This window comes from Polyangiaceae bacterium, from assembly GCA_015075635.1.
In the GTDB taxonomy this organism is placed as follows: domain Bacteria; phylum Myxococcota_A; class Polyangia; order Polyangiales; family Polyangiaceae; genus JADJKB01.
In genome coordinates this window covers 821558-845561 of sequence record JABTUA010000001.1, presented here as the reverse complement: position 1 = coordinate 845561, position 24004 = coordinate 821558, and the positions used below count along the sequence as shown (strand labels likewise).

Below are 24004 nucleotides of genomic sequence, written 5' to 3'. Positions count from 1 at the left end.
CGGAGCCTACCACGGGCGCGCGGGGGTGCTGCCGCGCAGTGGCTGCGCTCACCCTTCGTCCGAGACGAGGGTGCCGACGTCTTCCCCCAGGCAGACGCGCTCGATGTTGCCCGGCGCCATCTTGAAGACGCGGATGGGCAGGCCGTTCTCCCGGCACAGCGCCACCGCCGTGGCGTCCATGACCTTGAGGTTCTCGCTCAGGAAGCGCTCGTAGGCGACGGTCTTCAAGAGCGTCGCGCCCTGGTGCCGGACCGGATCGCGGTCGTAGATGCCGTCCACCTTGGTGGCCTTGAGCAGCGCCTCGGCGCGGATCTCCATGGCACGGAGCGCCGCCGCGGTGTCGGTCGAGAAGTAGGGATTGCCGGTGCCGGCGGCGAAGATCACGATGTGTCCCTGGTCCAGGTGCCGGATGGCGCGCCGGCGGATGTAGGGCTCAGCGACCTGCCGGATCTCGATGGCGGTCATGACCCGGGTGGGGATGCCGCGGCGCTCGAGCGCGTCTTGCAGGGCCAGCGAGTTGATCACCGTGGCCAGCATGCCCATGTAGTCGCTCTGCGCGCGGTCCATGCCTTCGCTCGCGCCCTTGAGCCCGCGGAAGATGTTGCCGCCGCCGACCACCAGACCGAGCTGCACACCGGAGCCGTGCACCTCGCCGAGCTCCGCGGCGGTGGCCGCGAGCGTCGCCGTGTCGATGCCGGAGCCGCCGGTCCCCCCCGACAAAGCCTCGCCGCTCAGCTTGATCACCACCCTGCGGTACCGGAGGCTCGAGGCTCGATCAGTCACGGTCCCGAGCACTAGCCGCGTCGCGGCCGCCCTGCAACGCTCGCGATGCCTGGCACCGCGGACAGGGTCGTAGTATTCGATGCCGGCCATGCCCGTTCGCACGCCGATCGCCGCACTCCTGCTCGCAGGGCTCGGGGTCCTCGCCTGCAACGAGAAGGCCATCGACAAGACGCCCGCCGCCGACTCGGGCGCCGCCCCTGCGCCGAGCGGGCTCTCGCCGGAGCTCGCGCAGAAGCCTCTCGCCACGGTCGGCGACCGGGTGATCACGCTGGGCGAGTTCGCGGCCACCATCGACCGCATGGACCAGTTCGAGCGCCTGCGTTACCAGTCCGTCGAGCGCCGCCGGCAGCTGCTCGACGAGATGATCAAGGCGGAGCTCCTTGCCATCGAGGCCAAGAAGCGCGGCCTGGACCAGAAGCCCGAGGTGAAGGAGCGCGTCCGGCAGATCTTGCGCGAGGACGTGATGCGCCAGGTGCGCACGGAGACCACGGCGCCCGCCGACATCCCCGAGGCGGAGGTCCGCGCCTACTACGACAAGCACCGCGACGAGTTCCGCGATCCGGAGCGGCGGCGCGTCGCGCACGTCGTGGTGGCGGACGAGGCGAAGGCGAAGCAGCTGCTCGAGCAGGCGAAGAAGGCATCGCCCACCGACTGGGGCAAGCTGGTCCGAGACCACTCGCTGGACAAGCCGCCGCAGGGTGCGGCGACGGGCCCGGCGGAGCTGGCCGGGGACCTGGGAATCGTCGGGCCGCCGGGCGCGGCGAAGGGCGACAACCCCAGAGTGCCGGAGCCTCTCCGCGAGGCCGTGTTCAAGATCGCGGCGGTGGGCGGCATCCACGAGCAGGTCGTGGCCGAAGGCGGCAAGTTCCACATCGTGCGCATGACCGGCAAGACGGACGCGCGCGATCGCACGCTGGCCGAGGCGGAGCGCACCATCCGCGTGGCGATCTTGCAGGAGCGGGTGCGCGCGGCGGAAGCCAAGCTCGAGCAGGAGCTGCGCGCGCGCTATCCGGTCAAGATCGACGACAAGGCCCTCGAGAAGGTCGAGGTGCCCAGGTCTCCGCTGGAAAAGCTCGATGCAGGACCTGCCGCTCCCAAGTAGCGCGCTCGTCGTCTTGCCCCAAGCGGGCCCTTCGAGCGGCGGCCGAGGCCGCCGCGAGCGCCGCCCCGCGGACTGGAAGTGGCAGCTCGCCAACGCGCTGAAGAGCGCCGCCGAGCTCGCCGCCGAGCTCGAGCTCAGCGCCGAAGAGCGCGCGGGAGCCGAGCGCGCCGAACGGGACGGTTTCCCGCTCTCGGTCACGCCGTATTACCTCGGGCTGATCGACCGGAAGGACCCGGCCTGTCCCATTCGGCGTCAGGTCGTGCCGCTCGGGCGCGAGCGCGAGACGACGCGCGGCGACTTGGTCGATCCGCTGGGCGAGGTGGCCCACGAGGTCGCGCCGGAGCTGGTGCAGCGTTACCCCGATCGCGCGCTGCTCCTGGCGACGGATCGCTGCGCCGTATACTGCCGCTTCTGCACGCGCAGTCGCATGGTCGGCGGCGGCAGCGGCACGCGCTCGCTCGACCAGCTCGACCCCGCCTTCGACTGGCTCGCCGCGCACCCCGAGGTGCGCGACGTGATCGTCAGCGGGGGCGATCCGCTCACGCTGGCCACCCCGCGCCTGGTCGCGGTGATCGCGCGCCTGCGCCAGATCCCGAGCATCGAGACCATCCGCCTGGCCACGCGCGTGCCGGTGGTGCTGCCGCAGCGCATCGGCGGCGAGCTCTTGCGCGCGCTCGCACCGTTCCATCCGCTCTGGGTGATGACGCACTTCAACCACCCGAAGGAGCTGACGCCGCTCGCGCGCCGCGCGCTCGAACGCCTGGCGGACGCCGGCTTCCCCGTGATGAACCAGAGCGTGCTGCTCGCCGGCGTGAACGACGACGCCGCGGTGCTCGCGGAGCTGTTCCGCGGGTTGGTGCGCTGTCGCGCGCGACCCTATTACCTGCTCCAGGCGGATCCGGCGAAGGGGACGGGGCACCTGCGCACGCCCATCGCCACGGGCATTTCGCTCATGGAGCAGCTCCAGGGGCGGCTGAGCGGCATCGCGCTGCCGAAGCTGGTAGTGGACACGCCCGGCGGGTTCGGGAAGGTGCCCATCGGCCCCGACTACGTGCTCGCGCGAAAGGACGGCGTGACGCGCTTCCGCACGCCGCGCGGCGTGGAGGTCGAGTACTTCGACCCCGAGCCGCCTGCTGGCGAGCGGCGATGACGGCGGGCGGCCCTCGTGGTAGCGAGGGCGCGCCATGTCCAACGGCAAAGACGCTCTCGCTCGCCTCGACGCGCTGAACGAAAAAGCACTGGAAGGCGGCGGCAAGGCCCGCGTCCAGAAGCAGCACGCCGCCGGTAAGCTCACCGCGCGCGAACGCATCGAGCTCTTGCTCGACCCGGGCAGCTTCGTCGAGCTCGACCGCTTCGTCACCCACCGCTGCAACGACTTCGGCATGCAGGATCAGAAGATCCTCGGTGACGGCGTGGTCACCGGGCACGGCACCGTGGACGGGCGGCGCGTGTTCGTGTTCGCGCAGGACTTCACCGTGTTCGGAGGCTCGCTGTCGGCCGCCTACGCCTCGAAGATCTGCAAGGTGATGGACCTGGCGATGAAGGTCGGGGCGCCGGTGGTCGGCCTCAACGACTCCGGTGGCGCGCGCATCCAAGAGGGTGTCGAGTCGCTGGCCGGCTACGCCGACATCTTCCTGCGCAACACCCTCGCGTCCGGCGTCGTCCCGCAGATCAGCGCCATCATGGGGCCTTGCGCCGGCGGCGCCGTGTACTCGCCGGCCATCACCGACTTCATCTTCATGGTGGAGAACACCTCGTACATGTTCATCACCGGCCCCGACGTGATCCGCACGGTCACCCACGAGGAGGTCACCAAAGAGGAGCTGGGCGGCGCCCACGCCCACGCCGAGAAGAGCGGCGTCGCCCACTTCACCTCGCCGGACGATCGCGCCTGCATCGCCAAGGTGCGCGAGCTCTTGAGCTTCCTGCCGCTGAACAACACCGAGGATCCGCCCGTGGCCGCCTCCCGCGATCCGATCGACCGCGAGGTGCCGGAGCTGGACACGCTGGTGCCCGCCGAGAGCAACAAGCCGTACGACATGAAGAAGGTCATCACGGCGGTGGTGGACGACGGCCACCTGCTCGAGGTGCACGAGCACTGGGCGAAGAACATGGTGGTCGGCTTCGCGCGCATCGGCGGTCGGCCGGTCGGCGTGGTGGCCAATCAGCCGGCGTTCTTGGCCGGCGTGCTCGACATCGACGCCAGCATCAAGGCCGCGCGCTTCGTGCGCTTCTGCGACTGCTTCAACCTCCCCATCGTGACCTGGGTGGACGTGCCCGGGTTCTTGCCCGGCGTCGATCAGGAGCACCACGGCATCATCGTGCACGGCGCCAAGCTCCTGTACGCGTTCTGCGAGGCCACAGTGCCGAAGCTCACGGTGATCACGCGCAAGGCCTACGGCGGGGCCTACGACGTCATGAGCAGCAAGCACGTGCGCGGGGACGTGAATCTGGCCTTCCCCACCGCCGAGATCGCGGTGATGGGCCCCGACGGCGCGGTCAACATCGTCTACCGGAAGGAGATCGAGGAGGCCGCCGACGGCGACAAGGCCCGCGCCGATTTCAGCGCCGAGTACCGCGCGAAGTTCGCCAACCCCTACAAGGCCGCCGAGCTCGGCTTCGTGGACGAGGTGATCCACCCGCGCATCTTGCGCAAGCGCCTGGCGGTGAGCCTGGAGATGCTGAAGAACAAGCGCCTGGACAACCCGCCGCGGAAGCACGGGAACATCCCGCTCTAGGGACGCCACGCTCACCGAGGCAGCACTGGCTCGCTCAAGAGGCTGCTCCCGTCCACCCAGAACACCTGGCCGCCGTCCACGGCGAACGCCTTGGGCTCCCGCGTGTCGATGCCGTAGTGGCGAGCCCCGGTCGGGTCCTTGGCCCCCGGGACGACGGCGGCGACACCGCCCCGGCCGCTGGTCACGATGCCGAAGTAGGCCGCTTGGCCGTCGGTCCGCACCTCCGACGGGGCCCAGTTGATGCCGTCGAGCGTGACCTTCTCTCCGCCCTCGAGCGGCAGAAAGGCCGCCTTGTACACCTTGTCGGTCACGTACAGATACCGACCGACCCGCGCCATGGCCTGCGGCTCGAGCAGCTTGCCCACCACGCGCACGGTTCCAGACGCCTTCGCGAGCTCGCGGATCTCGCCGCGCGAGTCGCTGAAGTAGACGGCGTCGTTCTCCACCAAGATGCGGGACACGTACGGCGACGCGTCGGCGCGCGACAGCGCTCCGCTCGCGCTGCGACGATGGAGCCCGTCTTGCTTGCCGATCCAGAGCTCGTCGCCGTCGAGCGCGAAGCACTGGGCATCGTCGGCCAATTGCTCCACCTGCTCGCCCTCGCGACGCTCGAGCAGCGTCGCGCCGGAGGACCGAAGGACGACGAAGCTCGCCCCGGAAGGCTGGAAGTCGACGATCTGGCCCTCGACCGTGAGGACCGGGCTCGGGGCGCCGCCGGCCTTCGGAACGCTCAGGATCTGTCCTTTGGCCGAGACCAGCAGCCGATCGCCGTCCGCGCGCATGCGCGTCGCCGAGTCGAGCAGGGGGACGGACGCGACTGTGCGGCGCCGGGCCGAGATCTCGCACCTCCCCAAGAGCTGCTCGGCCTGGGTCCGGCCGTCGGCCTCGAGCTCCACGTAGTCGAAGCTCCGCGCCAGGAGGGTGCGGTAGAGGCGCTTCACCGTGCCCTTGCGCGAGCCTTCCAGGCCCAGCTCGCGGCCGACCAGATCCGCGCCTCGCATGCGCTCGAGACCGCTCGGGAGCGCGCTGCGGTCGGGGGTGCCCACGGGTCGATCGGTCCCGTGCTGGAGCACCTCGCCCGAGCCGGCGCGCACCACTCGCACGACGCAGCGCGTGTTCGTGTGCGGGGCCAGCGCGTAGACGGCGTCGGGGAGCGGGCCCGTCTCGGTGGCCGTCGCCGCGATGACGACGCACACCAGGATCACGAACCCGACCACGGGCCCGAGGAGCACCGTGGCGAACGCCGCTCCGCCCGCGGCCATCGCGCTCCGGTCGAGGGCGCGCGCCTCGCCCTGCACCTGCTCGAGCAACTGCCCGACCCGTGCCTGGCGCTTCGCGCCGAGCCGCGAGAGCACGCTCCGGGACACGACGTTGTCCGCCTGGCAGAACCCGCAGCGCACGATGCCCTGCTTCGCGTGGACCTCCAGCGGCCCGCCGCAGACGTGACAGCGGGCCGGCTGGCCTTCGGCGCTGGGCGGCACCGCCGCGCAGCGCTCGGCGAGCGCGACGCCGCGGCGGTGCACGTGTCGCAGCGCCATGAAGGAGGCGCCGAGCCCGAGCACGAGCGGCAGCGTGCCGACCAAGATGAAGAGCAGGCTGGCCGGCTCGAAGGACTCCGTCGTCCCGAAGAGCGCGACGCAGCCCCCCGCGAGCAGCACCAGCGGCAAGAGCACCACGCCGAGCCCCACGAACAGGAACACGAAGTAGGAGCGCGCGCTCGCCACGTTGAGACGCTGCGCTCCCGTGAGCTGTCGGTCGGCGGCGTCCGCCTGCCAGAGCGCCTCCGCCGCCGCGCGGAGCTCACGGCTCAGCTCGGGACCCGGCGGGCCCTGGTGCTGGCAAGCGCCGCACGCGATGACGTCCGGCGTCGCCAGCGACACCGGCGCAGGGGCGCCGCAGCTCGGACAGGCTACCGAGAGCATCGCGGGCATTGTCGCCTCTCTCGCGGCCGGGGGGAACGAGAAGCGCGCTTTGCCGGCTCTGCGCTTTCCTGCTACACACCTCAGCATGAAAAAGAAGCGCCGGAAGGGAGCGAGCGAGACCTTCTCGGTCTCGGTGGATCCGCGCACGAAGGCGATCCTGCGCGGCCGCGCAGACCGACTCTACGGCGGCAATCTGTCGGCGTTGATCACCGACCTCGGACGTGAGGTCGAACGCCGGGACGCGTTCGAGAAGGTGCGCGAGTGGGCGGGCGGGTCCGTGCTCGGCGACGACGACCGAGCCCGGATCGACGCGGAGCTCGAGGAGGGGTGGCGACACGCTCGCCGCCACGCGAAGAAGCTGCGCCGCTCCAGGGCCGCATGAGACAAGGTGTCACTTTCGACACCGGCGTGCTCATCGCCATCGAGCGCCGGAGGCAGCGGGCGCTGCAGGTCTACGAGCGACTGGGTGAGCGGGGCGTCTCGGTCAACGTCCCGTGGGCGGTCGTCGCCGAGTGGTGGCGCGGCCGCACCGACCTCCGGGAGAACATCCTGCGCTTCATCGACGTCGAGATCCCGACCGTGGCGCTCGCCAGGGTCGCGGGGGAAGCGCTGGCAGCCGTTCGCGGCGCATCGACCATCGACGCCATCGTCATGGCGTCGGCGGCGCTTCGCGGCGACGTCGTGTACACGACGGACGTCGCCGACCTGGAGGCGCTCCGCGCGCACTTCCCGTCCGTGCGCGTCCTCGGTGTGTGAGCGTTCAGAGCACGATCGCCAGCACGATCGAGATCACCACCAAGCCGACCGCGCCGGCTACGAGCAGGTAGCCCTTCTTCACTGCCTCGCGGTCGTAGGCGTCGAGCGCGGCGAGGTGCAGGGCGTTCGACTCCGTCAGGCGACGCAGGTTGGCCTCGCCGGTGCCGATGGCCGCGAGCGCGGCGGGATCGAGCGAGAGGCCGTCTCGCTGCGCGACCAGCCCGCGGCCGACCTCGGCGAGCGCGCTGGTGAGCTCGCGCTGCGCGTCCGAGAAGCCGGCGTTCGCGGCGCTGAGCTGGCCCTGGAACTGACGCGCCAGCGCCTTCTGCTGGTCCTGGATGCGTCGCGTGTGCTGGCCCAGCGCGCCCAGGTGATTGCGCACGGTCTGGAGCGCGGCCTGCGCCTCGGCCAGCGCGTGTTTGTGCTGATCGACCTCGGGCTGCACCGCCGCGGCCTGGGACTCCAGCGCCTGGATGCGCGCGGCCGCGTCCGCCGGCAGCGGCGTGTTCGGCGGGCTGCCGGCCGGAAGCGCGCTCATCTTCACCGAGCGCGCCTCGATCAGGAAGCGCTTCTGCTTGGCGACCACGCGGCCGAGCTCGGCCTCGCGCTCCGCCACCGCTGCCGTCGCGCGCTGCTTCTCCGCGTCCAGGGGCGGGAGCTGCTCTTGCACGGCGGCGAGCTGCTGCTCGAGCTGGTCGTTCTGTGCCTTGAACTGCTCGTTGGTCTGGCTGAGCGCCGCGCCGCGTTCTCCGGCGATGCTCTCGAGCTGCCGCACCGCCTCGAAGCGGGCGTCGTTTCCGAGCGCCGGGCGCGCTGCACTGGCGACGCCGGCGAACAGCTCGTCGAGCTTGCATTCTTGGGCGGTGATCTCGCCGTTCAGCCGGGCGAGATCCGCGCGGAGCTCGCGCTGTCGGGTGAAGACCCGGAAGGCGTAGAGCGGAGCGAGGTAGATGGCGCTCGGCGCCGGTCCGTAGCGGGCGAGCAGTCCGGCGGCGCTGGCGTCCACCGCCGGCAGCTCGGGTGCCAGGCTGCGTTGCGGCGGCGGAGCCGTGGGTGGCGCGGTCGGCGCCCCCGGCGGCGCCGTCGCGCCCTCCGGGGCCGGCGGGCGGTACGACGAGAGCTCGAGCCCGAGGCCGCCTGGCTGCTCGTCGTCGTCGAGATCCATGGAACCGCTGTCGTAAGCGCCGCTCGACGCGGTCTGCCCGTGCAGGTCCGAGACGCCGGAGCCGCTGCCGAAGTGATCCTCGTCGAAGCCGCCGCCGAAGAGATCGAACGCGCCGCCACCTGAAGCGGGTCTCGGCGCTGGAGCGGGCCCGGCGGGCGCCGCAGGCTTCGCGGTCTCCGCTCGACGCGGAACGAGGGGCCCGAGATCCAGGTCCGGCACGTCGCCGGGCTTGGTCGGGTCGTGTGGGTTGCCCATGGAATGTGGGCGGCTAGTCTACGCTGCTCTGCTCGTGGGCGTAAGCCGTGAGCTCCGCGTGAAAAGAGCGGAACGCGGAGTCCTCCGGCCACGCGGGGGCGTTCGCCAAGAGCTCGCGCGCCTCCGCCTTCTGCCCGCGGTCGATGCAGACCACCGCGGCGGCGTAGCGCAGCGGCCAGTGGATGAGGGCATTTCTACGGGCTGCCTCCCAGAGCAACGCGGCGTCGCGAGCCTCCGGTTGATGCGCGAAGGCCCGGGCCACGGCCCCGACGGCCTCTCTGAGCAGGGCAACGCGTCCGCGCAGCTCCTCCCCGACGGCCGGCAGCGGCAGGTTGCGCAGCTCTTCCGCCTTCTCCAGCGCCGCACCACGCTCGCCCTCGAACGAATCGAGCAGCGTCTCGACCAGCAAGCGGTGCTCGTAAGCCGCGGGCCAGGCGTTGCCGCGGGAGGCGTGGGTCAGCGCGGTGCGCGCGCGATCCGTGTGCCCGCTGGCCGTCAGCGCCGTCGCGTGCAGGAGCGGCACCGTGGTCTCCGCGTGGGGCAGGCTGTTGAGCGAGTCGTGCCAGAGCTCGAGCAGCTCCTCGGCGCGCCCCTCGACCAACATGCGGCGCACGCGGCGCTTGCCGGCGGCCCGGAGCACGAACCAGGCGACGACCACGCCGACCGCGAAGAGAGGCACCACGAGCCACCAGGCGTTCTCGCGCGCCTGGTGGAGCGCGCCGGCGACGAGCGCCGCGGATCCCAGGAGCAGGATCGAGGAGCGGAGGCGAGTGAGCATGGGACCGGGAGAACGTGGGCCCGACGGCTGCGCTTGTCGAGCGACCTTTACAGGCTGGGCCCCCCGCGCTAGGTAACCGGCGTCCGCAACGTGTGGGCTCGCCAACAGCGCACCTCGAACCCCGCCAGGGCCGGAAGGCAGCAACGGTAGGAGGAGAGCGGGTGTGGCGGGCCCTTTCCCCTTTTGTGCGCTCACACGCCGAACATCTCGATCACCGCGCCGTTGTGCGCGAGCGGGGCGTCGAGGGCGTAGTGGACCAGGGTCTTCGCCACGTCGGCCGCGCTCATGCGCGGTGGGAAGCCGCTGCCCTCCAGCATGTCGGTGTCCACCGAGCCTGGCAGCAGCACCACGGCCGAGAGCCCGCTGTCCGCGAGCTCCCCGGCCAGGCTCTTGGTGAAGCCGACCAGGCCCCACTTCGAGGCCGCGTAGGCCGCGGCGCGCGGGCAACCCAGGGTGGACGAGATGCTGCCGACGTTGACGATACGGCCGCTGCCGCGCGCGCGCATCGCCGGCAAGAACGCGCGCGCAAGCTGAAAAGGCGCGCGCAGGTTCACCGCCAGCTGCTGATCCCAGCTCGCGGCGGAGGTCTCCTCGACGCTCGCGCGCGCGATGACGCCCGCGTTGTTGACCAGCACGTCCGGCACGCCGTGCGCGAGGCAGCGCGCCGCCGCGTGCTCGACCGCGTCGCGATCGCCGAGGTCGCAGGGCTCGATCATCACCCGCACCAGGCGCGAGGCTTCGGCGGTCGTCTCGGACAAACGCGCGGAGGGTTTCCCCAGCAAGATCAGCTCGACCCCGCGCGCGGCGAGCGCGAGAGCCGTCGCGCGCCCGATGCCGCGGCTCGCTCCGGTGACCAGCGCCAGCGTCACGGAGACAGCTCCGCCCGGAGCGCCAGATCGAGCTCGCGCGCGCTGGCGGGATCCGCCAGGTCACCGGCGCTCGCCTGGGTACGGACCGTGGCGTCGGCCTGACGCGAGCCGCGCGCGCTGAGGCAGCTGTGGCGCAGCGTGATCTGGCAGAACGCGCCGCGGGCTCCGCCCAGCTCGACCAGCGAGGACACGACCTGCTCGCCGATCTGCTCTTGCAGCGCGAGCCGCCGTGCGCAGGCGTCCACCAGGCGCGCGATGGTGCCGAGCCCCAGCACGCGCTTGCCCGGGCGGTAGGCCACGGTGGCGTGTCCGAGCGACGACAACAGGTGGTGCGGGCAGACCGTGGCGACCGCGATGTGCCGCACCACGACGATGCCCGGGCTCGACTTCGCCGGCGGCGAGCCGTCGGCGAGCAAGGCCGAGAGATCCGTGGCGTACCCGGTCAGGAGCTCGTCTGCGAACGCCTCGGCGACGCGCTTGGGCGTCTCCGCCAACTCGGGCTCGAGCCTCGGATCGCGCCCCAGTGCGCGAAGGAAGTCGGCGATGGCTCGCTCGGCGGCGGCTTTGTCCATGCCTCAGTTCCAGAGCCGCTCGCGGGTGTCGGCACGGAGCGGGCGCCGGCCGGAGTAGCCGGACTCGAGCTCGTGCCAGTAGCGAAGGGACTCTTCTCCGTAGCGCCAGCACAGCCAGACCAGCTTGCCGTCCACGTTGCCGTAGAAGTCGAGCAGACCGATCTGCGGATCCTTGACCACCGCGCCGAGCTTCTGCACCTCGCGCCAGCCGTCGTCGTAGGACTTGATGCGGCCCGCCAGCTCGACCTTCAACCGCACGATGTCCTGCGAGTCGTCGTCGGTGGGCTCGATGGTCGCGGGCAGCCCGCCCGCCACCCGAGCCAGCTCCGCCAGGCCCTCCTCGACCACGCTCTGGCGGCGGAGCTGCTCCGCGACGAGCTCCGTCAGGCGCGGGATCAGCGCGTCCACTTCGGCCGGGGTGAAGACTCGCGGGAGCGCCACCATCGCCTCAGGTGTCGATGCCCCAAAGCACGCCGAGCGCGTCGGGGAGGTTGCCGTTGCACTTCATGTTCACGCAGTTGCCACAGGAGGCGGGGAACAACGCGGGGTCCTCGCAACGGGTGCAGGCAGTGAGGTGCGTGCGCGCCGCCTCCAGCTCCGCCGAGAGCCGCTTGAGCAGCGCGATTCGCGTGTTCATGAGATCGACGTGCTCCTTCAGCCGGGCCACCACCTGCTTCGAGGCGGTGGACCCCGAGCGCTGCCGACACTTCAGCTCGAGCATTTCGCGGATCTCTTCCAACGCGAAGCCAGCCGCTCGCAGGTCGCTGATCCAGAGCAGCTTGCGCAGCTCGCGCATGGGGAACAGCCGGTGTCCGCCGCCGGTGCGTTGCAGGGGCTCGATGAGCCCCGCCTCCTCGTAGAAGCGCACCGTGCGCAGCGTGTTCTGCGACAGCCGCGCCATGTCGCCGGTGGTCAGGAGGCCGTCCTTGCGCCGCGCCTCGGGACGCGCGCGGCGTCGAGTCGAGACCCGGATCGGCTTGGCTGTGGTCACTGGGCCCACTCCCTAGCGAAGAGTAGAAGGGCGACCACGCTTGTCAAGCAGCGTGCCGCGACAATTTTGCCTACGTCACTCGCCGGCGGCGTCGCCGCTCGCGGCGTCTGCGAGCCCGGCGTCGAGGTGACACGACACCACCCAGCGACCGTTCTGGCAGATCGCGTTGGGCGCGCCGACCTTGCACACGCCGGCGAACGCGGCGACGTCGAACACCGGGCACTGCATCCCGTCCGCGCCGCACGCGGCGGGCTCGCCGTCGTACCAGACGGCTCCGTTCACCACCTGCCCGGCGCGGACCTCTTCGCACTTGCGGGGCGCCGAAGTCGTCGCGTCCGGCACGAACTCCGGCGGGCGGTTCTGGTCGTCGGAGCCGCACGCGGTGCCGAGCCAGAGCGGGACGACCAACCAGGAGACGCGCATCAGAAGCCGGGCATGAGCGCGATGGAGGCCTTGGTCAAGAAGAAGTCGGCGATCAGGATCGAGATGGAGACCACCACCACCGTGCGGGTGGTGCTGTTCCCGACGCCTTCGGTGCCGCCCCGCGTGATCATGCCGAAGTGACAGCCGACCAGGGCGATGATGGCGCCGAAGAACGGCGTCTTGATCATGCCGCTGACGAAGTCCTTCATCGTGACCGTGCCGAGCGCGCTGTAGAAGAAGAAGCTCGACGGGATGCCGAACTGGAAGTCGGTGATCAGCATCGCGCCGGTGAAGCCCAGGACCAGCGCCAGGGCGCCGAGCACGGGCATGACCAGGATGGCGGCGAAGACCCGCGGCAAGACCAGCTTCTTGTAGGGGTCGGCGCCCAGCGCCCGGAGCGCGTCGATCTGCTCGGTGACGGCCATGGAGCCCACCTCCGCGGCCATGCCGGCGCCGATGCGACCGCCGACGATCACGGCGGTGAGCGTGGGCGCGAGCTCGCGGGCGAAGGAGAGGCCGACCACGCGGCCCGTGTACTCCATACCGCCGAACTTGCGCAGGCCGAACGCGAACTGCACCGCCATGACCATGCCGATGAAGATGCTGGTCACCACCACGATGCCCAGCGACTTGACGCCGAGCGACTCGAGCTGAGTCAGGATCGCGCGACCTTCGAACGGCCGCTTGAAGAGCGCGCGGGTGGTGCGCGCGACCATGTGCGCGACCAACCCAAGGTGCTCCAGGAAGCCGAGCATGCGCAGGGAGAACGCCGGCTCCTCGACCGGGCGCGGCAAGATGCTGGCGCGGCCAGAGGTGGGCTCGGTGTCGGAGGCGTCGCTCATGGCTCAGCTCAGGGTGGAGAAACCGCGCACGAAGCGCTCGAACGCCTCGCTGCCGGAGTCGTCGCTGCCGATGCGCAGGAAGTCGTACACGCAGCCGTCCTTCTTGATCACCACCACCACGAAGTGCTTGGGGACCCCGTCGAGCTTGGCCAAGAGCACCGTGCGCAGGGCGTCCCTCCCGTCCAGGGAGAGCTTGTCCTGGCTCTGCACCTGGCGCTCGGTGAAGTGCAGGAACAGGTGGTGGGTCAGCGACTCGAGCGGCACGTCGTCGCCGTCTTTCCCGCAGCGGCCGTTGACCGCGATGGTGGCGGCGCTGCTGCGATCCCGATACGCGATCAGCGTATTGTCCGCCTCGATGGCCTGCCAGTCGGCGGGCACCGGGCCGACGCGGAACGCGAGCTCGCCGTTCCGATAGGTCTGGCCGTCGAAGCTCTGGCTCGCGCAGGCCGCGGCCACGAGGCCGAAGAGCAGCGAGAGCGGGCGCGCCGGCATGGGACGCCGACGTTAGCATCGCTCGGCCGTGGAGGGGGTCGCGCGGGGTCCGACCCGGACTTACTCTGGCCTCCGTCCCCCGATGATCCCGATCCGCGACGACAACCCCCGGCGCTCGACCCCGCTGGTGAACACGGCGTTGATCCTCGCGAACGTCGCGGCTTGGCTGGTCGAGTGGACAGTACTGAAGGGCGGCGGGACGTGGGTGCTGTCGGGCTACGGGCTGGTCCCGGCGCGCTTTCTGTCCGACCCCGCGGCGGACTCCATCACCCTGCTCTCCAGCATGTTCCTGCACGGGGGCTGGGGCCACCTGCTCGGGAACATGCTGTTCCTGTACGTCTTCGGTGACAACGTCGAGGACGCGCTCGGGCACGGGCGCTACCTGCTGTTCTACCTGGCGTCGGGCCTGGCCGCGGCGGCGGCGCAGATCGGCATCGACCCCGCGAGCACCATCCCGATGGTGGGCGCCTCGGGCGCCATCGCCGGCGTGCTGGGCGCGTACCTCGTGCTCTTCCCGCGCGCGCCCATCGTGGTGGTGAACCCGGTGTTCCCGCTCTGGTTCGTGTTCGGCGTGCTGCTGGTCTTCCCGGCGTGGTTCGTGGTCGGCGAGTGGTTCGTGTGGAACCTGCTCCGCGGCGTGGCGTCGCTCTCGCGCGAGAGCTCGGGCGGCGTCGCTTTCTTCGCTCACCTGGGCGGCTTCCTGCTCGGCTTGCTCGCCATCCGTCCTTTCATGTTCGGGCGCACGCGGCGCTCCGCGCCGGCCTGGCACGGCTTCCGCCGTCCGAGAGAGCCGCGCCTGCGCGCCGGCGAGTACCGGGGAGGCCCGCGACGCGACCCTTGGGTGTGGTAGATTCCCCGACCCGCGATGACCCAGGTCCGCATCTACAACACGCTCAGCCGAAACGTGGAGCCGCTCGAGCCGCGGCAAGACCGCAAGGTGGGCGTCTATTGCTGCGGTCCGACCGTCTACGACGTGCCACACGCGGGCCACGCGCGCTCGGCCATCGCCTTCGACGTTTTGGTGCGCCACCTCCGAGCGCGCGGCTTCGACGTCACCTACGTGCGCAACATCACGGACATCGACGACAAGATCCTGGCCCGCGCCAAGGAGAACGGCGAGGAGCCGCTGGCCCTTTCCCAGCGCATGGCCGAGGTCTACCGCCAGCAGATCGGGGCCGTCGGCTGCCAGAGCCCCACCCACGAGCCGAAGGTCAGCGATCACCTGCCGGAGATCTTCGCCATCGTGGAGAAGCTCGTCGAGCGCGGGGCCGCCTACGTGGTGGACATGCCGGGCGGCACGCGGGACGTGTACTTCTCGGTGCGCAGCTTCCCCGGCTACGGCAAGCTGTCGCGTCGCAAGATCGACGAGCTGGTGAGCGGAGCCCGCGTCGAGAAGGACGAGACCAAGCGCGACCCGCTGGACTTCGCGCTCTGGAAGGGCGCCCCGGAGGACGAGTGGGGTTGGAAGAGCCCCTGGGGTCACGGCCGCCCCGGATGGCACATCGAGTGCTCGGCGATGAGCGGCAAGTACCTGGGCCACGGCTTCGACATCCACGCCGGCGGCATGGACCTGATCTTCCCCCACCACGAGAACGAGATCGCGCAGAGCGAGGCGGCGGAGCCCGAGGGCGGAGATTTCGCCCGGGCCTGGATGCACAACGGCTTCGTCAACGTGGACAAGGAGAAGATGAGCAAGTCGCTCGGCAACTTCGTGACCGTGCGCGACGTGCTGGAGCGCAACGACCCCGAGGCTTTTCGCTGGTTCTTGATGACGGTTCACTACCGCGGGCCGATCCAGTTCGACACCGACAAGCTCGAGGATGGGCGCGTGGTGTTCCCGGGCGTGGACGAGGCGGAGCGCCGGGTGGACTACGTGTACGCGACGCTCGGGCGGCTGGCGGAGCTGTCCGCCGAGGCCTCCGGCGTGCCGGACAAGCTCGCGCCGGAGCTCACCGAGCCGCGCATCGCGCTCGGCAAGGCGATGCAGCGCGCGCAGGACGCGCTGGACGACGACCTGAACACCAGCGTGGCGCTGGCAGAGCTCGGTGAGCTCGCGCGGCTGGGCAACGACGTCTGCGACCTCGCACAGAAGCGGAGGAAGGACGCCGCCTTCGTGACCGGGGCCCGCGCCGTGGGCGCCGAGGCCCTCGGGCTGATCGAGGCGCTCGGGCGTCAGCTCGGGCTCTTGCAGGTGAGCCGGGAGGCGTATGCCGCGCGCACGCGCGAGCGGCGCATGCGCCTGCGGGGCCTCTCGGCACAGGACATCGAGGCGAAGATCGCCGAGCGCACGGCCGCGCGTCAGGGCAAGGACTTCGCGCGCGCGGACGCGATTCGGCAGGAGCTGGCGGCCCGTGGCGTGAGCCTGCGTGACGGGACGAGCGGGACGGACTGGACCGTCGAGGCGTGACTTGAGAGGTTCATGCGTGAAGCAGTGAGAATCCCGACGGCTCACACCCCGAAAGATGCCGGCGAGTGGGCGACATCGACGGCCGTTCAAGGTTCCGCTATCTTCTTCTCAGTTCAGCGCTTGACGCGACGGGAGGGTGATATGTACACACGCAGCACGCAGCACGCAGCACGCAGCACGCAGCACGCAGCACGCAGCACGCAGCACGCAGCACGCAGCACGCAGCACGCAGCACGCAGCACGCAGCACGCAGCACGCAGCACGCAGCACGCAGCACGCAGCACGCAGCACGCAGCACGCAGCACGCAGCACGCAGCACGCAGCACGCAGCACGCAGCACGCAGCACGCAGCACGCAGCACGCAGCACGCAGCAGTAGCCGTCGCTTTCGCGGTGGTCGCTTGTGGGGGTGAGGTAGCCACGGATGCTGCGCTGCCGCAGGGCCATGGTTTTCCGCTCGACCGTGGTGACCCGCGGGCCGTGCTTCCCGAGGAGCTCCGCAACCAGCGACCAGTCGCTCACGTCGAACGGGGCGCGGTGATTCGCAGTGACGTGCCAAGACGTCCCGGGGGAGAGACGGCGACTGTCGTGCGCCCTGGCGGACGAGCATCGGAATGGGCCCTGCCTCCGACGGGGTTCCGCAGTCAGGACGACGTTGATGGAAGTCCCACCCCACAGTTGGTGTCATCGCCATTTGAAGGCCTGGCTCCAAGTGGTGCGGAGCACGTGGAAACCGACCCGGAAGCGGACATCGCCCAGGTTCAGCAAGCATCGTCGAGGACCACCGGGTACGACACCTCCCACTGGAGGGCGAGAGTAGGTGTGTACGTCTCAACCAATCTTGGGATGTGCAGCGGGACCATGATCGGCAGTCGAAGCGTTCTGACCAATGGTCACTGTATCGCGTCGGGAGGTGCCGTCGCGTCGAGCGTGTGGGTCGTGCCGGGGCTTGACGAAACCTACATGCCCTACGGCATGGCGAGGTGGACGCGCGCCATGATGCCAAACGAGTGGTACTACGACGGAGACAAGGAGCACGATTACGCTGTCATCACCATCGACAGGGAGCTCGGAAACTATACTGGATTTGCGGGGCTATTTCGCGGAGGTCAAATCACGGGCGATGACTTCTTCGGCTATGGGTACCCATGCGACGTCGCCGGGTTCAACTGCGCGCAACAGTGGTGGCTGGAGGGAATGGTGTACTGGGAGGGGGTGTGGCGGGTGTTTCACGATGCCCCGACGTACGATGGAAACAGCGGCACCGGTCTCTGGCTTGCCGCGAATCCGGTTGGTTTGATCGCAATGCACCGGGGCCGATTCTCGGATGGGACCCCCAATGGGATCCGGATCGTCACGCCGACGACATGTGATCGGATCATCGCATACGCACAGGCTGGACTTGGGGACCCCCTGGACCCAATAGAGAATTCTTCGTGGGGCGCCTTGGGCGGATGGAATGGGTTGAGCAGCGCCGGGTTCGTGGCGGCGCCCGCGTTGGTCGACACGAATGATGGTGAGCTTCGTTTGTTCGCCTGGACGGCAGGAAACGGCACAACCGGGAACCCTGTCTACGCCAAGCGGAAGACTGCAAGTGGATGGCTTTGGGGTCAGACGAACATCGGCGGCAACACTTCTGGTCAGATTTCGGCTGTGTCGCGCGCTCCGGGGCAGACGGACGTCTTCGCACGCGACGCGACGACCGGCAGCGTCGTGACGAAAGCCGTGAACAGCCAAGGTGTCTGGTGGCCATCAGCGGGTGGTGCTTGGCACTCGTTGAACATTCCGATCACCGAGTCGCCCACCGGCCTTGCAACCGCCACCAATGAACTCTGGGTCTTCGCATCGGTCAGTGCTGGCACGATCGCGATTCGGTGGAACGGAGGGAGCTGGCCCAGCGGTGCCTTGCAGATCGGTGGCAATGTCATCGGACCGATTGCTGCCGTGTCGCGAAGCCCCGGCCAGCTCGACATATTTGCTCGCGAACGCGGCACCAACCGTATCATTACGAAGGCCCGGAGCGCTGGCGCTGTTTGGTGGCCGAACCTCCTGAGTTGGTACAGCGGCGGGCCATTTGCGGCTACTGCGACGTCGGAACCTCCCGCGGTGGTGTCGTGGGGCTCGTCTCACCTCGACGTGTACGGTGTAGACGTGTCGACGAATCAGGTGATGCACGTGTGGTGGGACGGTTCTAGCTGGGCGGGACCTCAGTACCTGGGAGGAGACCCCAAAGGCCCAGTCGTGGCGATTTCCAGGGCGTACGGGCAAATAGACCTGTTCTTCCGGGACCGCGTTTCCGGCAGCGTCTGCACGAAGGCATATAACGTCTCTACAGGGTGGTGGCCGGCTTCGCCGACGGCGTGGCGGTGCGACCTCCTCACGGGGGACGTCATCGCTCTCGCGGCAGCATCCGCTGGCGTGAACCACCTGGAAGTGGTGGCTCAGACCGCATCGACCACGATCGCGAACAAGTGGTGGGATGGAGCGTGGCACCCGTGAGCGCGCGGTGGGCCGTGTGGATTCTCACGGCCGCAGCGTCTGGCCCGAGCTGCGGTTCCAAGGACTGCGACGAGAACGCTTACGCGTTGACGGTGAGCGTAGTGGACGCCTCGGTCGGAGAGCCCATTTGTGACGCGACTGTCACCGCCTCAGCTGACTCCCACAACGAGCAACTCGCTACCAGTATCTCGTGTACCTACGTGGGGCTTCGGGGCCGGTCGGGGACGTTCCTCGTTAGGGCAGAGCGCGTCGGGTTCACGACGAAGGATGTGTCGATCACGATTCTCGCTGACGAATGTGGCCCGCGACCGCGCCACGTGACCATCGAGCTGGAGCCGGGGACGTGAGGCGGTGGCCGTTGCTCCTTGCGTTCGCCACGGGTCCGTCCTGTGGAGGGGACACCTCGGAACGAGGGGCACTAGATGTCGCCGCAGTTTGCAGCGCCTGCTCGGAGGAACACGTTGACGCTTGTCGTTCGCAACAGGAGTCGCTCGATGAACGAGCTGGCGGTGGCTGTGGGAAGGTGCTGCACGCGTACAGACTCTGCCTGAAAGAAGAAGCGAACGCGCTCATCTGCTCGACTGATGGCATATCCGCACCAATCGGCTGCCACGACCAGGAAGTGTCCCTCGGTGCTTGCTTGCACCCTGCGGGTGAATGCGCCACCGTGCTAACCCCGACGACGTGCGAGCTCTTGTGCGCCGCGCTCGAGGTGAAGTGCACAGGGACGAACCAGTCGCCCTTCAAGTGCTTCTGCTCGGGGTTCGGCAAGTCAATGGAGTTTGCTCGGGACAGCTGCGTGGCGCTCGCGCCTGGAAACACACCCTGCGACGCACCATAGGCTCCCCGCGGCCTGGATGGTGGGACGACGGGGAACGAGTGGACCGTCGAAGCCTAGCTAGACCCCGATGAACAAGCGGTGCGCGAAGTTCCGCTCGAGCTTCGCCCGGAGCACCTTCTCCGCGGCCGTCTCGATGTCGTATTCGACGCGCTTGAACTCGAAGCGCTTCTTGTCCGTGTCGTAGACGGTGTAGCTGGCGCGGTTGTCGTAGTCGCGCGGCTGACCGATGGAGCCGACTGACACGATGTACTTCTTGTGCGGCTCGAGGTCGAAGTCCACCGGCGGCAGCTCCTCGACGCTGTTGCGGGTCAGCGCGAACACCTTGCACAGGTGCGAGTGCCCGATCAGCGTGATGTGCGCCAGCTCGTCGTAGATGGGCAGGCACTCGCGCGCCTGCTCCGGCGCGAAGATGTACTCGAACTCCTCCAGGCGCACCGGCGAGCCGTGGCACAGGAGCACCTCGACCGCGTCGAGTCGGATCTGGTAGGGCAGCCCGCGCAGCCAGTCCGTGTTGTCCTTCGACAGGAGCTGCGCGTGCGTGTCGAGGGCGTGGCGCGCGGCCTCGTAGTAGTACGAGTAGTCCATGCGCCCGGCGACGGCGGCGTCGTGGTTGCCCAGGATGGTCGCCTTGACCAGATCCCGCACCACGTCCGCGCACTCGTTGGGCGAGCCTCCGTACCCGACGGTGTCACCAAGGCAGTAGTACTCCTTGATGTTCTCGCTCTTGAACGCCTCGACCGCAGCGCTCAGCGCTTCGTAGTTGGCGTGGATGTCGCTGAGGATTCCGAGACGCATCGGGCTATCGGGGCAGGGGACCGAATCTAACACGGCACCCCCTGGCTTTCGGAACGCCTTCCATACGTCGTTCGGTCCGAGCGCGCCGGCAAGTCCGGAAAAGCGGCGCCCGCCGGCGGATCTCGGGCGAAACTCGCGAATTTGGGGTAAAGCTCCGCCCGTGGCGACCGCCGGAAATCCCGAGGCCGAGGGGCTCGACCTGCCCCCGGAGCAGATCGTGGAGCTGGGCGAGGCGACCCGGGAGTACGTGGTCCGTGCGCTGGGCGTGGAGCTCGACTACACGCCGGAGACCCTCCCGCTCCTGGATCACTACCTGCGCGAGGCGCGCGAGAACGTGCGCGAGCGCCCCGAGCTCGCGGAGCTCCTGACCCGGAGCGCGGGCGCCTACTTCGGCGAGGTGGTTCGCCGCACCATGCCTTGCTTCTGGCGCTTGCCGAGCGACGACGCCGGTGGCTGGCAGCTGTGCTGCGAGGAGGTGTACCTGGCGTTCAACCCAGTGGCGTTCGCCTGGGACGCCTTGTTCGAGTCCACGGACCATGCCGGTCCATCGTCGGAGCTGGTGCTCGATCGCGAAGATGGCGAGGCGCTCGAGAAGCGCCTGGCGGCGCTGCCGCCGGTCAGCGAGGACGAGTACTGGCTGCTCGCCACGCGCTTCGAGGTGCTCGAGATGGCGGCGGACCAAGCTCGCCAGGAGCTTCAGCGCGCGGGGCTCGAGAAGGTGAGCTACGGGCCTGCGGACTACGAGCCGGCGCCGAGGCCGATGGGCCAGGCCTGACTACGGCGGGGGCGTGCCCGCGTCCGGCGCGCCGCCCACCACGACGCGCGCTGGCAGCGAGACCACCTTCGCAGGCTCGATCGCGCTGCCCAGGAAGTCGCGCCACGAGAGCGAGTAGCGACCCGGGAGCGGGCCGATCAAGAGCTGCTCGGTCTGCGGCCGGATCCAGGCGACGGGAAGGCCGTCCACGAGCAAGTAGCGGAGCGAGTCGGTGCGGTTCACCGCGAGCACGCCCTCGCCCGGGGCGTCCTTCGCGGGGGGATCGCCGGGCACGGATTTGGTGTGGAGCGAAGCGAGCTCTTCACTCGTGAAGAACACCCCGGCCGCCTGCGGCGGCAGCTCGCCGGGGCGGAACGCGGCGCCCGCCGGCGGCACGAACAAGAGGCCGAACGGCAGCTCGGCCTTGCGCGCGATGGCGGAGACCTCGAACGCGAGCTTGCCGCCCTTGGGCCAACGCAGCTCTGCCTTGAGCGGCGTCCCGCCCTCGTCGCAGCCCTTGCCGGCGGGATCGACGGCCACAAGGTCGAGCAAGAGCCGGCACAGGAGCTCACCCGCGCGGCCGATGTTCGGGACGTTGCCGCTCTCCAGGCTGAGCTCACCGACGGGCGTCTTCAGCTCCCGCTTCACGGTCTCGAGCCCGAGGTAGTTGCCTTTGCCGCGCTCTGCGGGTTTGACCTGGGCGAGCGGCAGCGCGTCGGCGCGCCGCTCCGACACGAGCGCGCGCAGCGTGCCGGCGCGGAGCACGCGGTAGGCGTTGCCATCCGGCCAGACCAGCACGTGGCCGTAGTGCTCGCTCTGCGCGCGGAGCTCCGTGCCCATGGGCAGCGGGAACGCGACGGACGCGAAGGTGAAGCGCATGCGCCCAGCCGGCGCCAGATCCACCGTGACCTTCAGCGCGGTCTTTTCCTTCGCTTTCTTCAGCGCGTCCGTGGAGAGCTCCGGCACGGCGTTCGGTCCCGGCACGTCGAGCCATTTGAAGTGCGCCTCCAGCGTCACGCCGGTGCCGTCTTTGGCGGTGAGCGTGTCCCGCGGCAGCGCTTCCTCGTCGCGCAGCGGCGTCGGCTCCGGAGGTCCGGCCTCCGGCACGATCAGGCGACCGGCGGAGTCCGCCGGAATGCCGCCGCGCCCCGCGTCGAGCTTGGGCAGCGAGGACGGCTCGGCCGCCGACAGCAGCGGCGCCGGCAAGATGCTGGCGTTCGGGCTCGGTTGGTTCTGGCCTTCCTGGCCGCCGCCGGAACCCTGCGCGGGACAACCCGACACGAGCGGCAGGCACAGGAGCAGCGGAGCGACGTGTCTCGACATGGGCTCACCTCCGCGCGCGGCCGACCAGCTCGGCCACGGTCGTGCCCCGCGCCTCGCAGTGCGCGGTGATGCCGTCCAGCACCTTCTTGGCAGCGCAGGGATCGGCGAAGCTGGCGGTGCCGACCTGGATGGCGCTGGCGCCCGCCAGCAAGAACTCCACGGCGTCGCGCCAGGTGGAGATGCCGCCGATGCCGATGATCGGGATCGAGACCGCGCCGGCCAGATCCCAGACGATGCGCAGCGCGATGGGCCGGAGCGCCGGACCGCTGAAACCCCCGGTGCGGTTGGCCAGGCGCTGCCGCTCCGCGTCCACGTCGATGGTCATGCCCCGGATGGTGTTGATGGCCGTGATGGCGTCGGCGCCGGAGTCCTCGCAGGCCTTGGCCACGGCGACGATGTCGCCGGCCTCCGGGCTCATCTTCACCCAGAGCGGCAGCTTCGAGGCCTTGCGCACCGCGGCCGTCACCTGGGCCGCCAGGCGCGGATCCTTGCCGAACTCGATGCCGCCGTGGGACACGTTCGGACACGACACGTTCAGCTCCAGCGCATGCACGCCCGCTTCGCGGTCCAGGCGCTCCGCGATGGCGACGAAGTCTTCGGTGCTGCTGGCGAAGATGTTCGCGACCACCGTGACGCCACGCTCGCGCAGCGTCGGCAGCTTGTCGCGGCAGAACGCCTCGACGCCGACGTTGGCGAGGCCGATGGCGTTCAGCATGCTGGCTGGGGTCTCGCAGATGCGCTCCGGCGGATTGCCGGCCCGAGGCTCCAGGCTCAGGCCCTTGGTGCAGATGCCGCCGAGCTCGGCGACGTCGAAGAAATCGTCGTACTCGAGCCCGTAGCCGAAGGTGCCCGAGGCAGTGAGCACCGGGTTCTTCAGCGCGAGCGAGCCGATCTTCACCGCGAGGCGGCTCATGCGCGACTCCAGTCGATGCGGCGCGCGTCGATGCAGGGCCCTTGCGTACAAGCGTAGACGTAGCCGCCGCCACGCGCTGGCAGCGGGCAGCCCAGGCACACGCCGTAGCCGCACGCCATCGGCGTCTCCACCGAGACCTCGCAGGGCACGTCGCGGCGCGCGCAGATGTCGGCGACGGCGGCCATCATGCGATCGGGACCGCAGGTGAAGACCTCGGTGTCTTCGCCGAGCAGCCGCTCGAGCACGTCGGTGACGCGCCCTTTGACGCCTCGTGAGCCGTCCTCGGTGGTGACGTGCAGCTCCGCGAGCGCCGCGAGCTCGTCGTCGAGCGGCAGATCCTTCTTGGTCCGGGCGCCGTAGACGGCCACGGGAAGCAGGCCGGCGGCGCGGAGCGCGCGGCCCAGGAACAGGAGCGGCGCGACCCCCACCCCACCGGCGACCAGGACGGGGCGGCGGCCCGCGCTGGGCGCGCGCCACGGCACGCCCAGCGGGCCGAGCAGCGCGAAGGGCTCGCCGGGCTCGGCCCGGGCCATGCGCGTGGTCCCCTCGCCCACCACCTTGATCAAGATCGACGGCGTGGCGCCCCCGGTCAGGTAGCTCATGGGTCGCGGCAAGAGCGGCGCGTCGCCCCACTCGGCGCCGCGCACCATCACGAATTGACCCGGCAGCGCGCCTTGGTCCTTGCCGACGTCGAAGGTGAGCACGTGGTAGGCGGCGCCCATGCTCTCGCGGCGGAGCAAGGGCGCGACGAGCTGCGCGCGGCGCGGGAGGGTCGAGGCTTCCAT

General features: G+C 69.8%; 25 protein-coding genes and 1 other RNA gene. 10 read left to right on the top strand and 16 right to left on the bottom strand.

The window, feature by feature from the left end; all coding sequences use genetic code 11:
- Window positions 1-48: 48 nt before the first annotated feature.
- Entirely contained in the window at window positions 49-873 is an 825-nt protein-coding gene (locus HS104_03960) for a UMP kinase (GenBank protein ID MBE7479134.1), read from the bottom strand.
- Here HS104_03960 and HS104_03955 point away from each other — a divergent pair.
- Genes HS104_03955 through HS104_03945 form a run of 3 tightly spaced genes read left to right on the top strand, consistent with a single transcriptional unit; the run spans window position 872 to window position 4623 of the window.
- Window positions 872-1885 carry a peptidyl-prolyl cis-trans isomerase gene (locus HS104_03955; GenBank protein MBE7479133.1) on the top strand — a complete coding sequence of 338 codons (1014 nt, stop codon included), beginning with the start codon at window positions 872-874 and terminating at the stop codon, window positions 1883-1885. The two genes, HS104_03960 and HS104_03955, sit on opposite strands and share 2 nt — an antisense overlap.
- Complete coding sequence (locus HS104_03950; GenBank protein ID MBE7479132.1) at window positions 1860-3035, top strand: KamA family radical SAM protein; 1176 nt, start codon at window positions 1860-1862, stop codon at window positions 3033-3035. The genes HS104_03955 and HS104_03950 overlap by 26 nt, the downstream gene beginning before the upstream one ends.
- Window positions 3036-3069: 34 nt before the next feature.
- Window positions 3070-4623 (top strand): acyl-CoA carboxylase subunit beta, encoded by a 1554-nt coding sequence (locus tag HS104_03945; GenBank protein MBE7479131.1) that lies wholly within the window; start codon window positions 3070-3072, stop codon window positions 4621-4623.
- Window positions 4624-4634: 11 nt separating this feature from the next.
- On the opposite strand, the gene HS104_03940 is transcribed toward HS104_03945, so the two are convergent.
- Window positions 4635-6545 carry a hypothetical protein gene (locus tag HS104_03940; GenBank protein MBE7479130.1) on the bottom strand — a complete coding sequence of 637 codons (1911 nt, stop codon included), beginning with the start codon at window positions 6543-6545 and terminating at the stop codon, window positions 4635-4637.
- 85 nt (window positions 6546-6630) lie between these two features.
- On the opposite strand from HS104_03940, the gene HS104_03935 reads away from it, so the two are divergent.
- Both HS104_03935 and HS104_03930 read left to right on the top strand, forming a co-directional pair.
- A complete protein-coding gene (locus HS104_03935; protein ID MBE7479129.1) occupies window positions 6631-6927 on the top strand; it encodes a hypothetical protein in 297 nt (98 codons plus the stop codon).
- Window positions 6924-7301: a hypothetical protein gene (locus tag HS104_03930; GenBank protein MBE7479128.1), complete on the top strand. Its 378-nt coding sequence runs from the start codon at window positions 6924-6926 to the stop codon at window positions 7299-7301. The genes HS104_03935 and HS104_03930 overlap by 4 nt, the downstream gene beginning before the upstream one ends.
- A 4-nt stretch (window positions 7302-7305) precedes the next feature.
- Here the strand turns inward: HS104_03930 and HS104_03925 are convergent, their stop codons facing one another.
- Together HS104_03925 and HS104_03920 are read right to left on the bottom strand one after the other, a co-directional pair.
- Complete coding sequence (locus tag HS104_03925; protein MBE7479127.1) at window positions 7306-8721, bottom strand: hypothetical protein; 1416 nt, start codon at window positions 8719-8721, stop codon at window positions 7306-7308.
- A gap of 13 nt (window positions 8722-8734) precedes the next feature.
- Window positions 8735-9499, bottom strand: coding sequence for a hypothetical protein (locus HS104_03920; protein ID MBE7479126.1), 765 nt, complete (start codon window positions 9497-9499; stop codon window positions 8735-8737).
- 91 nt (window positions 9500-9590) lie between these two features.
- Here HS104_03920 and ffs point away from each other — a divergent pair.
- Window positions 9591-9679: signal recognition particle sRNA small type (gene ffs / locus HS104_03915), an RNA gene on the top strand.
- Between the two features lie 11 nt (window positions 9680-9690).
- Here ffs and HS104_03910 read toward each other — a convergent pair.
- From HS104_03910 to HS104_03880, 7 genes are all read right to left on the bottom strand, one after another.
- Window positions 9691-10368 carry an SDR family oxidoreductase gene (locus tag HS104_03910; GenBank protein ID MBE7479125.1) on the bottom strand — a complete coding sequence of 226 codons (678 nt, stop codon included), beginning with the start codon at window positions 10366-10368 and terminating at the stop codon, window positions 9691-9693.
- The gene (locus HS104_03905; GenBank protein MBE7479124.1) at window positions 10365-10940 is read right to left on the bottom strand and encodes a GTP cyclohydrolase I; all 576 of its coding nucleotides are present in this window, start codon (window positions 10938-10940) and stop codon (window positions 10365-10367) included. Before HS104_03905 ends, HS104_03910 begins: the two co-directional genes overlap by 4 nt.
- A 3-nt stretch (window positions 10941-10943) precedes the next feature.
- Window positions 10944-11381, bottom strand: a complete 438-nt coding sequence (locus HS104_03900) for a DUF2203 domain-containing protein (protein MBE7479123.1) — start codon at window positions 11379-11381, stop codon at window positions 10944-10946.
- A gap of 7 nt (window positions 11382-11388) precedes the next feature.
- Complete coding sequence (locus tag HS104_03895) at window positions 11389-11931, bottom strand: MerR family transcriptional regulator (GenBank protein MBE7479122.1); 543 nt, start codon at window positions 11929-11931, stop codon at window positions 11389-11391.
- 75 nt (window positions 11932-12006) lie between these two features.
- Window positions 12007-12354 carry a hypothetical protein gene (locus HS104_03890; protein ID MBE7479121.1) on the bottom strand — a complete coding sequence of 116 codons (348 nt, stop codon included), beginning with the start codon at window positions 12352-12354 and terminating at the stop codon, window positions 12007-12009.
- On the bottom strand, window positions 12354-13196 hold the full coding sequence (locus HS104_03885; GenBank protein ID MBE7479120.1) for an ABC transporter permease: 843 nt from the start codon (window positions 13194-13196) through the stop codon (window positions 12354-12356). The genes HS104_03890 and HS104_03885 overlap by 1 nt, the downstream gene beginning before the upstream one ends.
- Before the next feature lie 3 nt (window positions 13197-13199).
- The gene (locus HS104_03880; GenBank protein ID MBE7479119.1) at window positions 13200-13688 is read right to left on the bottom strand and encodes a hypothetical protein; all 489 of its coding nucleotides are present in this window, start codon (window positions 13686-13688) and stop codon (window positions 13200-13202) included.
- Between the two features lie 82 nt (window positions 13689-13770).
- On the opposite strand from HS104_03880, the gene HS104_03875 reads away from it, so the two are divergent.
- Both HS104_03875 and HS104_03870 read left to right on the top strand, forming a co-directional pair.
- A complete protein-coding gene (locus tag HS104_03875) occupies window positions 13771-14538 on the top strand; it encodes a rhomboid family intramembrane serine protease (protein ID MBE7479118.1) in 768 nt (255 codons plus the stop codon).
- Between the two features lie 15 nt (window positions 14539-14553).
- The gene (locus HS104_03870; GenBank protein ID MBE7479117.1) at window positions 14554-16095 is read left to right on the top strand and encodes a cysteine--tRNA ligase; all 1542 of its coding nucleotides are present in this window, start codon (window positions 14554-14556) and stop codon (window positions 16093-16095) included.
- 113 nt (window positions 16096-16208) lie between these two features.
- On the opposite strand, the gene HS104_03865 is transcribed toward HS104_03870, so the two are convergent.
- Entirely contained in the window at window positions 16209-16616 is a 408-nt protein-coding gene (locus tag HS104_03865; protein ID MBE7479116.1) for a hypothetical protein, read from the bottom strand.
- Window positions 16617-16820: 204 nt separating this feature from the next.
- On the opposite strand from HS104_03865, the gene HS104_03860 reads away from it, so the two are divergent.
- Window positions 16821-18593: a trypsin-like serine protease gene (locus HS104_03860; protein MBE7479115.1), complete on the top strand. Its 1773-nt coding sequence runs from the start codon at window positions 16821-16823 to the stop codon at window positions 18591-18593.
- Window positions 18594-19491: 898 nt separating this feature from the next.
- On the opposite strand, the gene HS104_03855 is transcribed toward HS104_03860, so the two are convergent.
- Window positions 19492-20229 carry a metallophosphoesterase family protein gene (locus HS104_03855; GenBank protein ID MBE7479114.1) on the bottom strand — a complete coding sequence of 246 codons (738 nt, stop codon included), beginning with the start codon at window positions 20227-20229 and terminating at the stop codon, window positions 19492-19494.
- 160 nt (window positions 20230-20389) lie between these two features.
- Between HS104_03855 and HS104_03850 the strand changes: the two genes are divergently transcribed.
- Window positions 20390-21004 (top strand): hypothetical protein, encoded by a 615-nt coding sequence (locus HS104_03850; protein MBE7479113.1) that lies wholly within the window; start codon window positions 20390-20392, stop codon window positions 21002-21004.
- Here HS104_03850 and HS104_03845 read toward each other — a convergent pair whose 3' ends face one another.
- The 3 genes from HS104_03845 to HS104_03835 are packed head-to-tail and all read right to left on the bottom strand — an operon-like array spanning window position 21005 to window position 24004.
- Window positions 21005-22306, bottom strand: a complete 1302-nt coding sequence (locus tag HS104_03845) for a hypothetical protein (protein MBE7479112.1) — start codon at window positions 22304-22306, stop codon at window positions 21005-21007.
- 4 nt (window positions 22307-22310) lie between these two features.
- Entirely contained in the window at window positions 22311-23219 is a 909-nt protein-coding gene (locus HS104_03840) for a dihydroorotate dehydrogenase (GenBank protein MBE7479111.1), read from the bottom strand.
- Window positions 23216-24004, bottom strand: a complete 789-nt coding sequence (locus HS104_03835) for a dihydroorotate dehydrogenase electron transfer subunit (protein ID MBE7479110.1) — start codon at window positions 24002-24004, stop codon at window positions 23216-23218. Before HS104_03835 ends, HS104_03840 begins: the two co-directional genes overlap by 4 nt.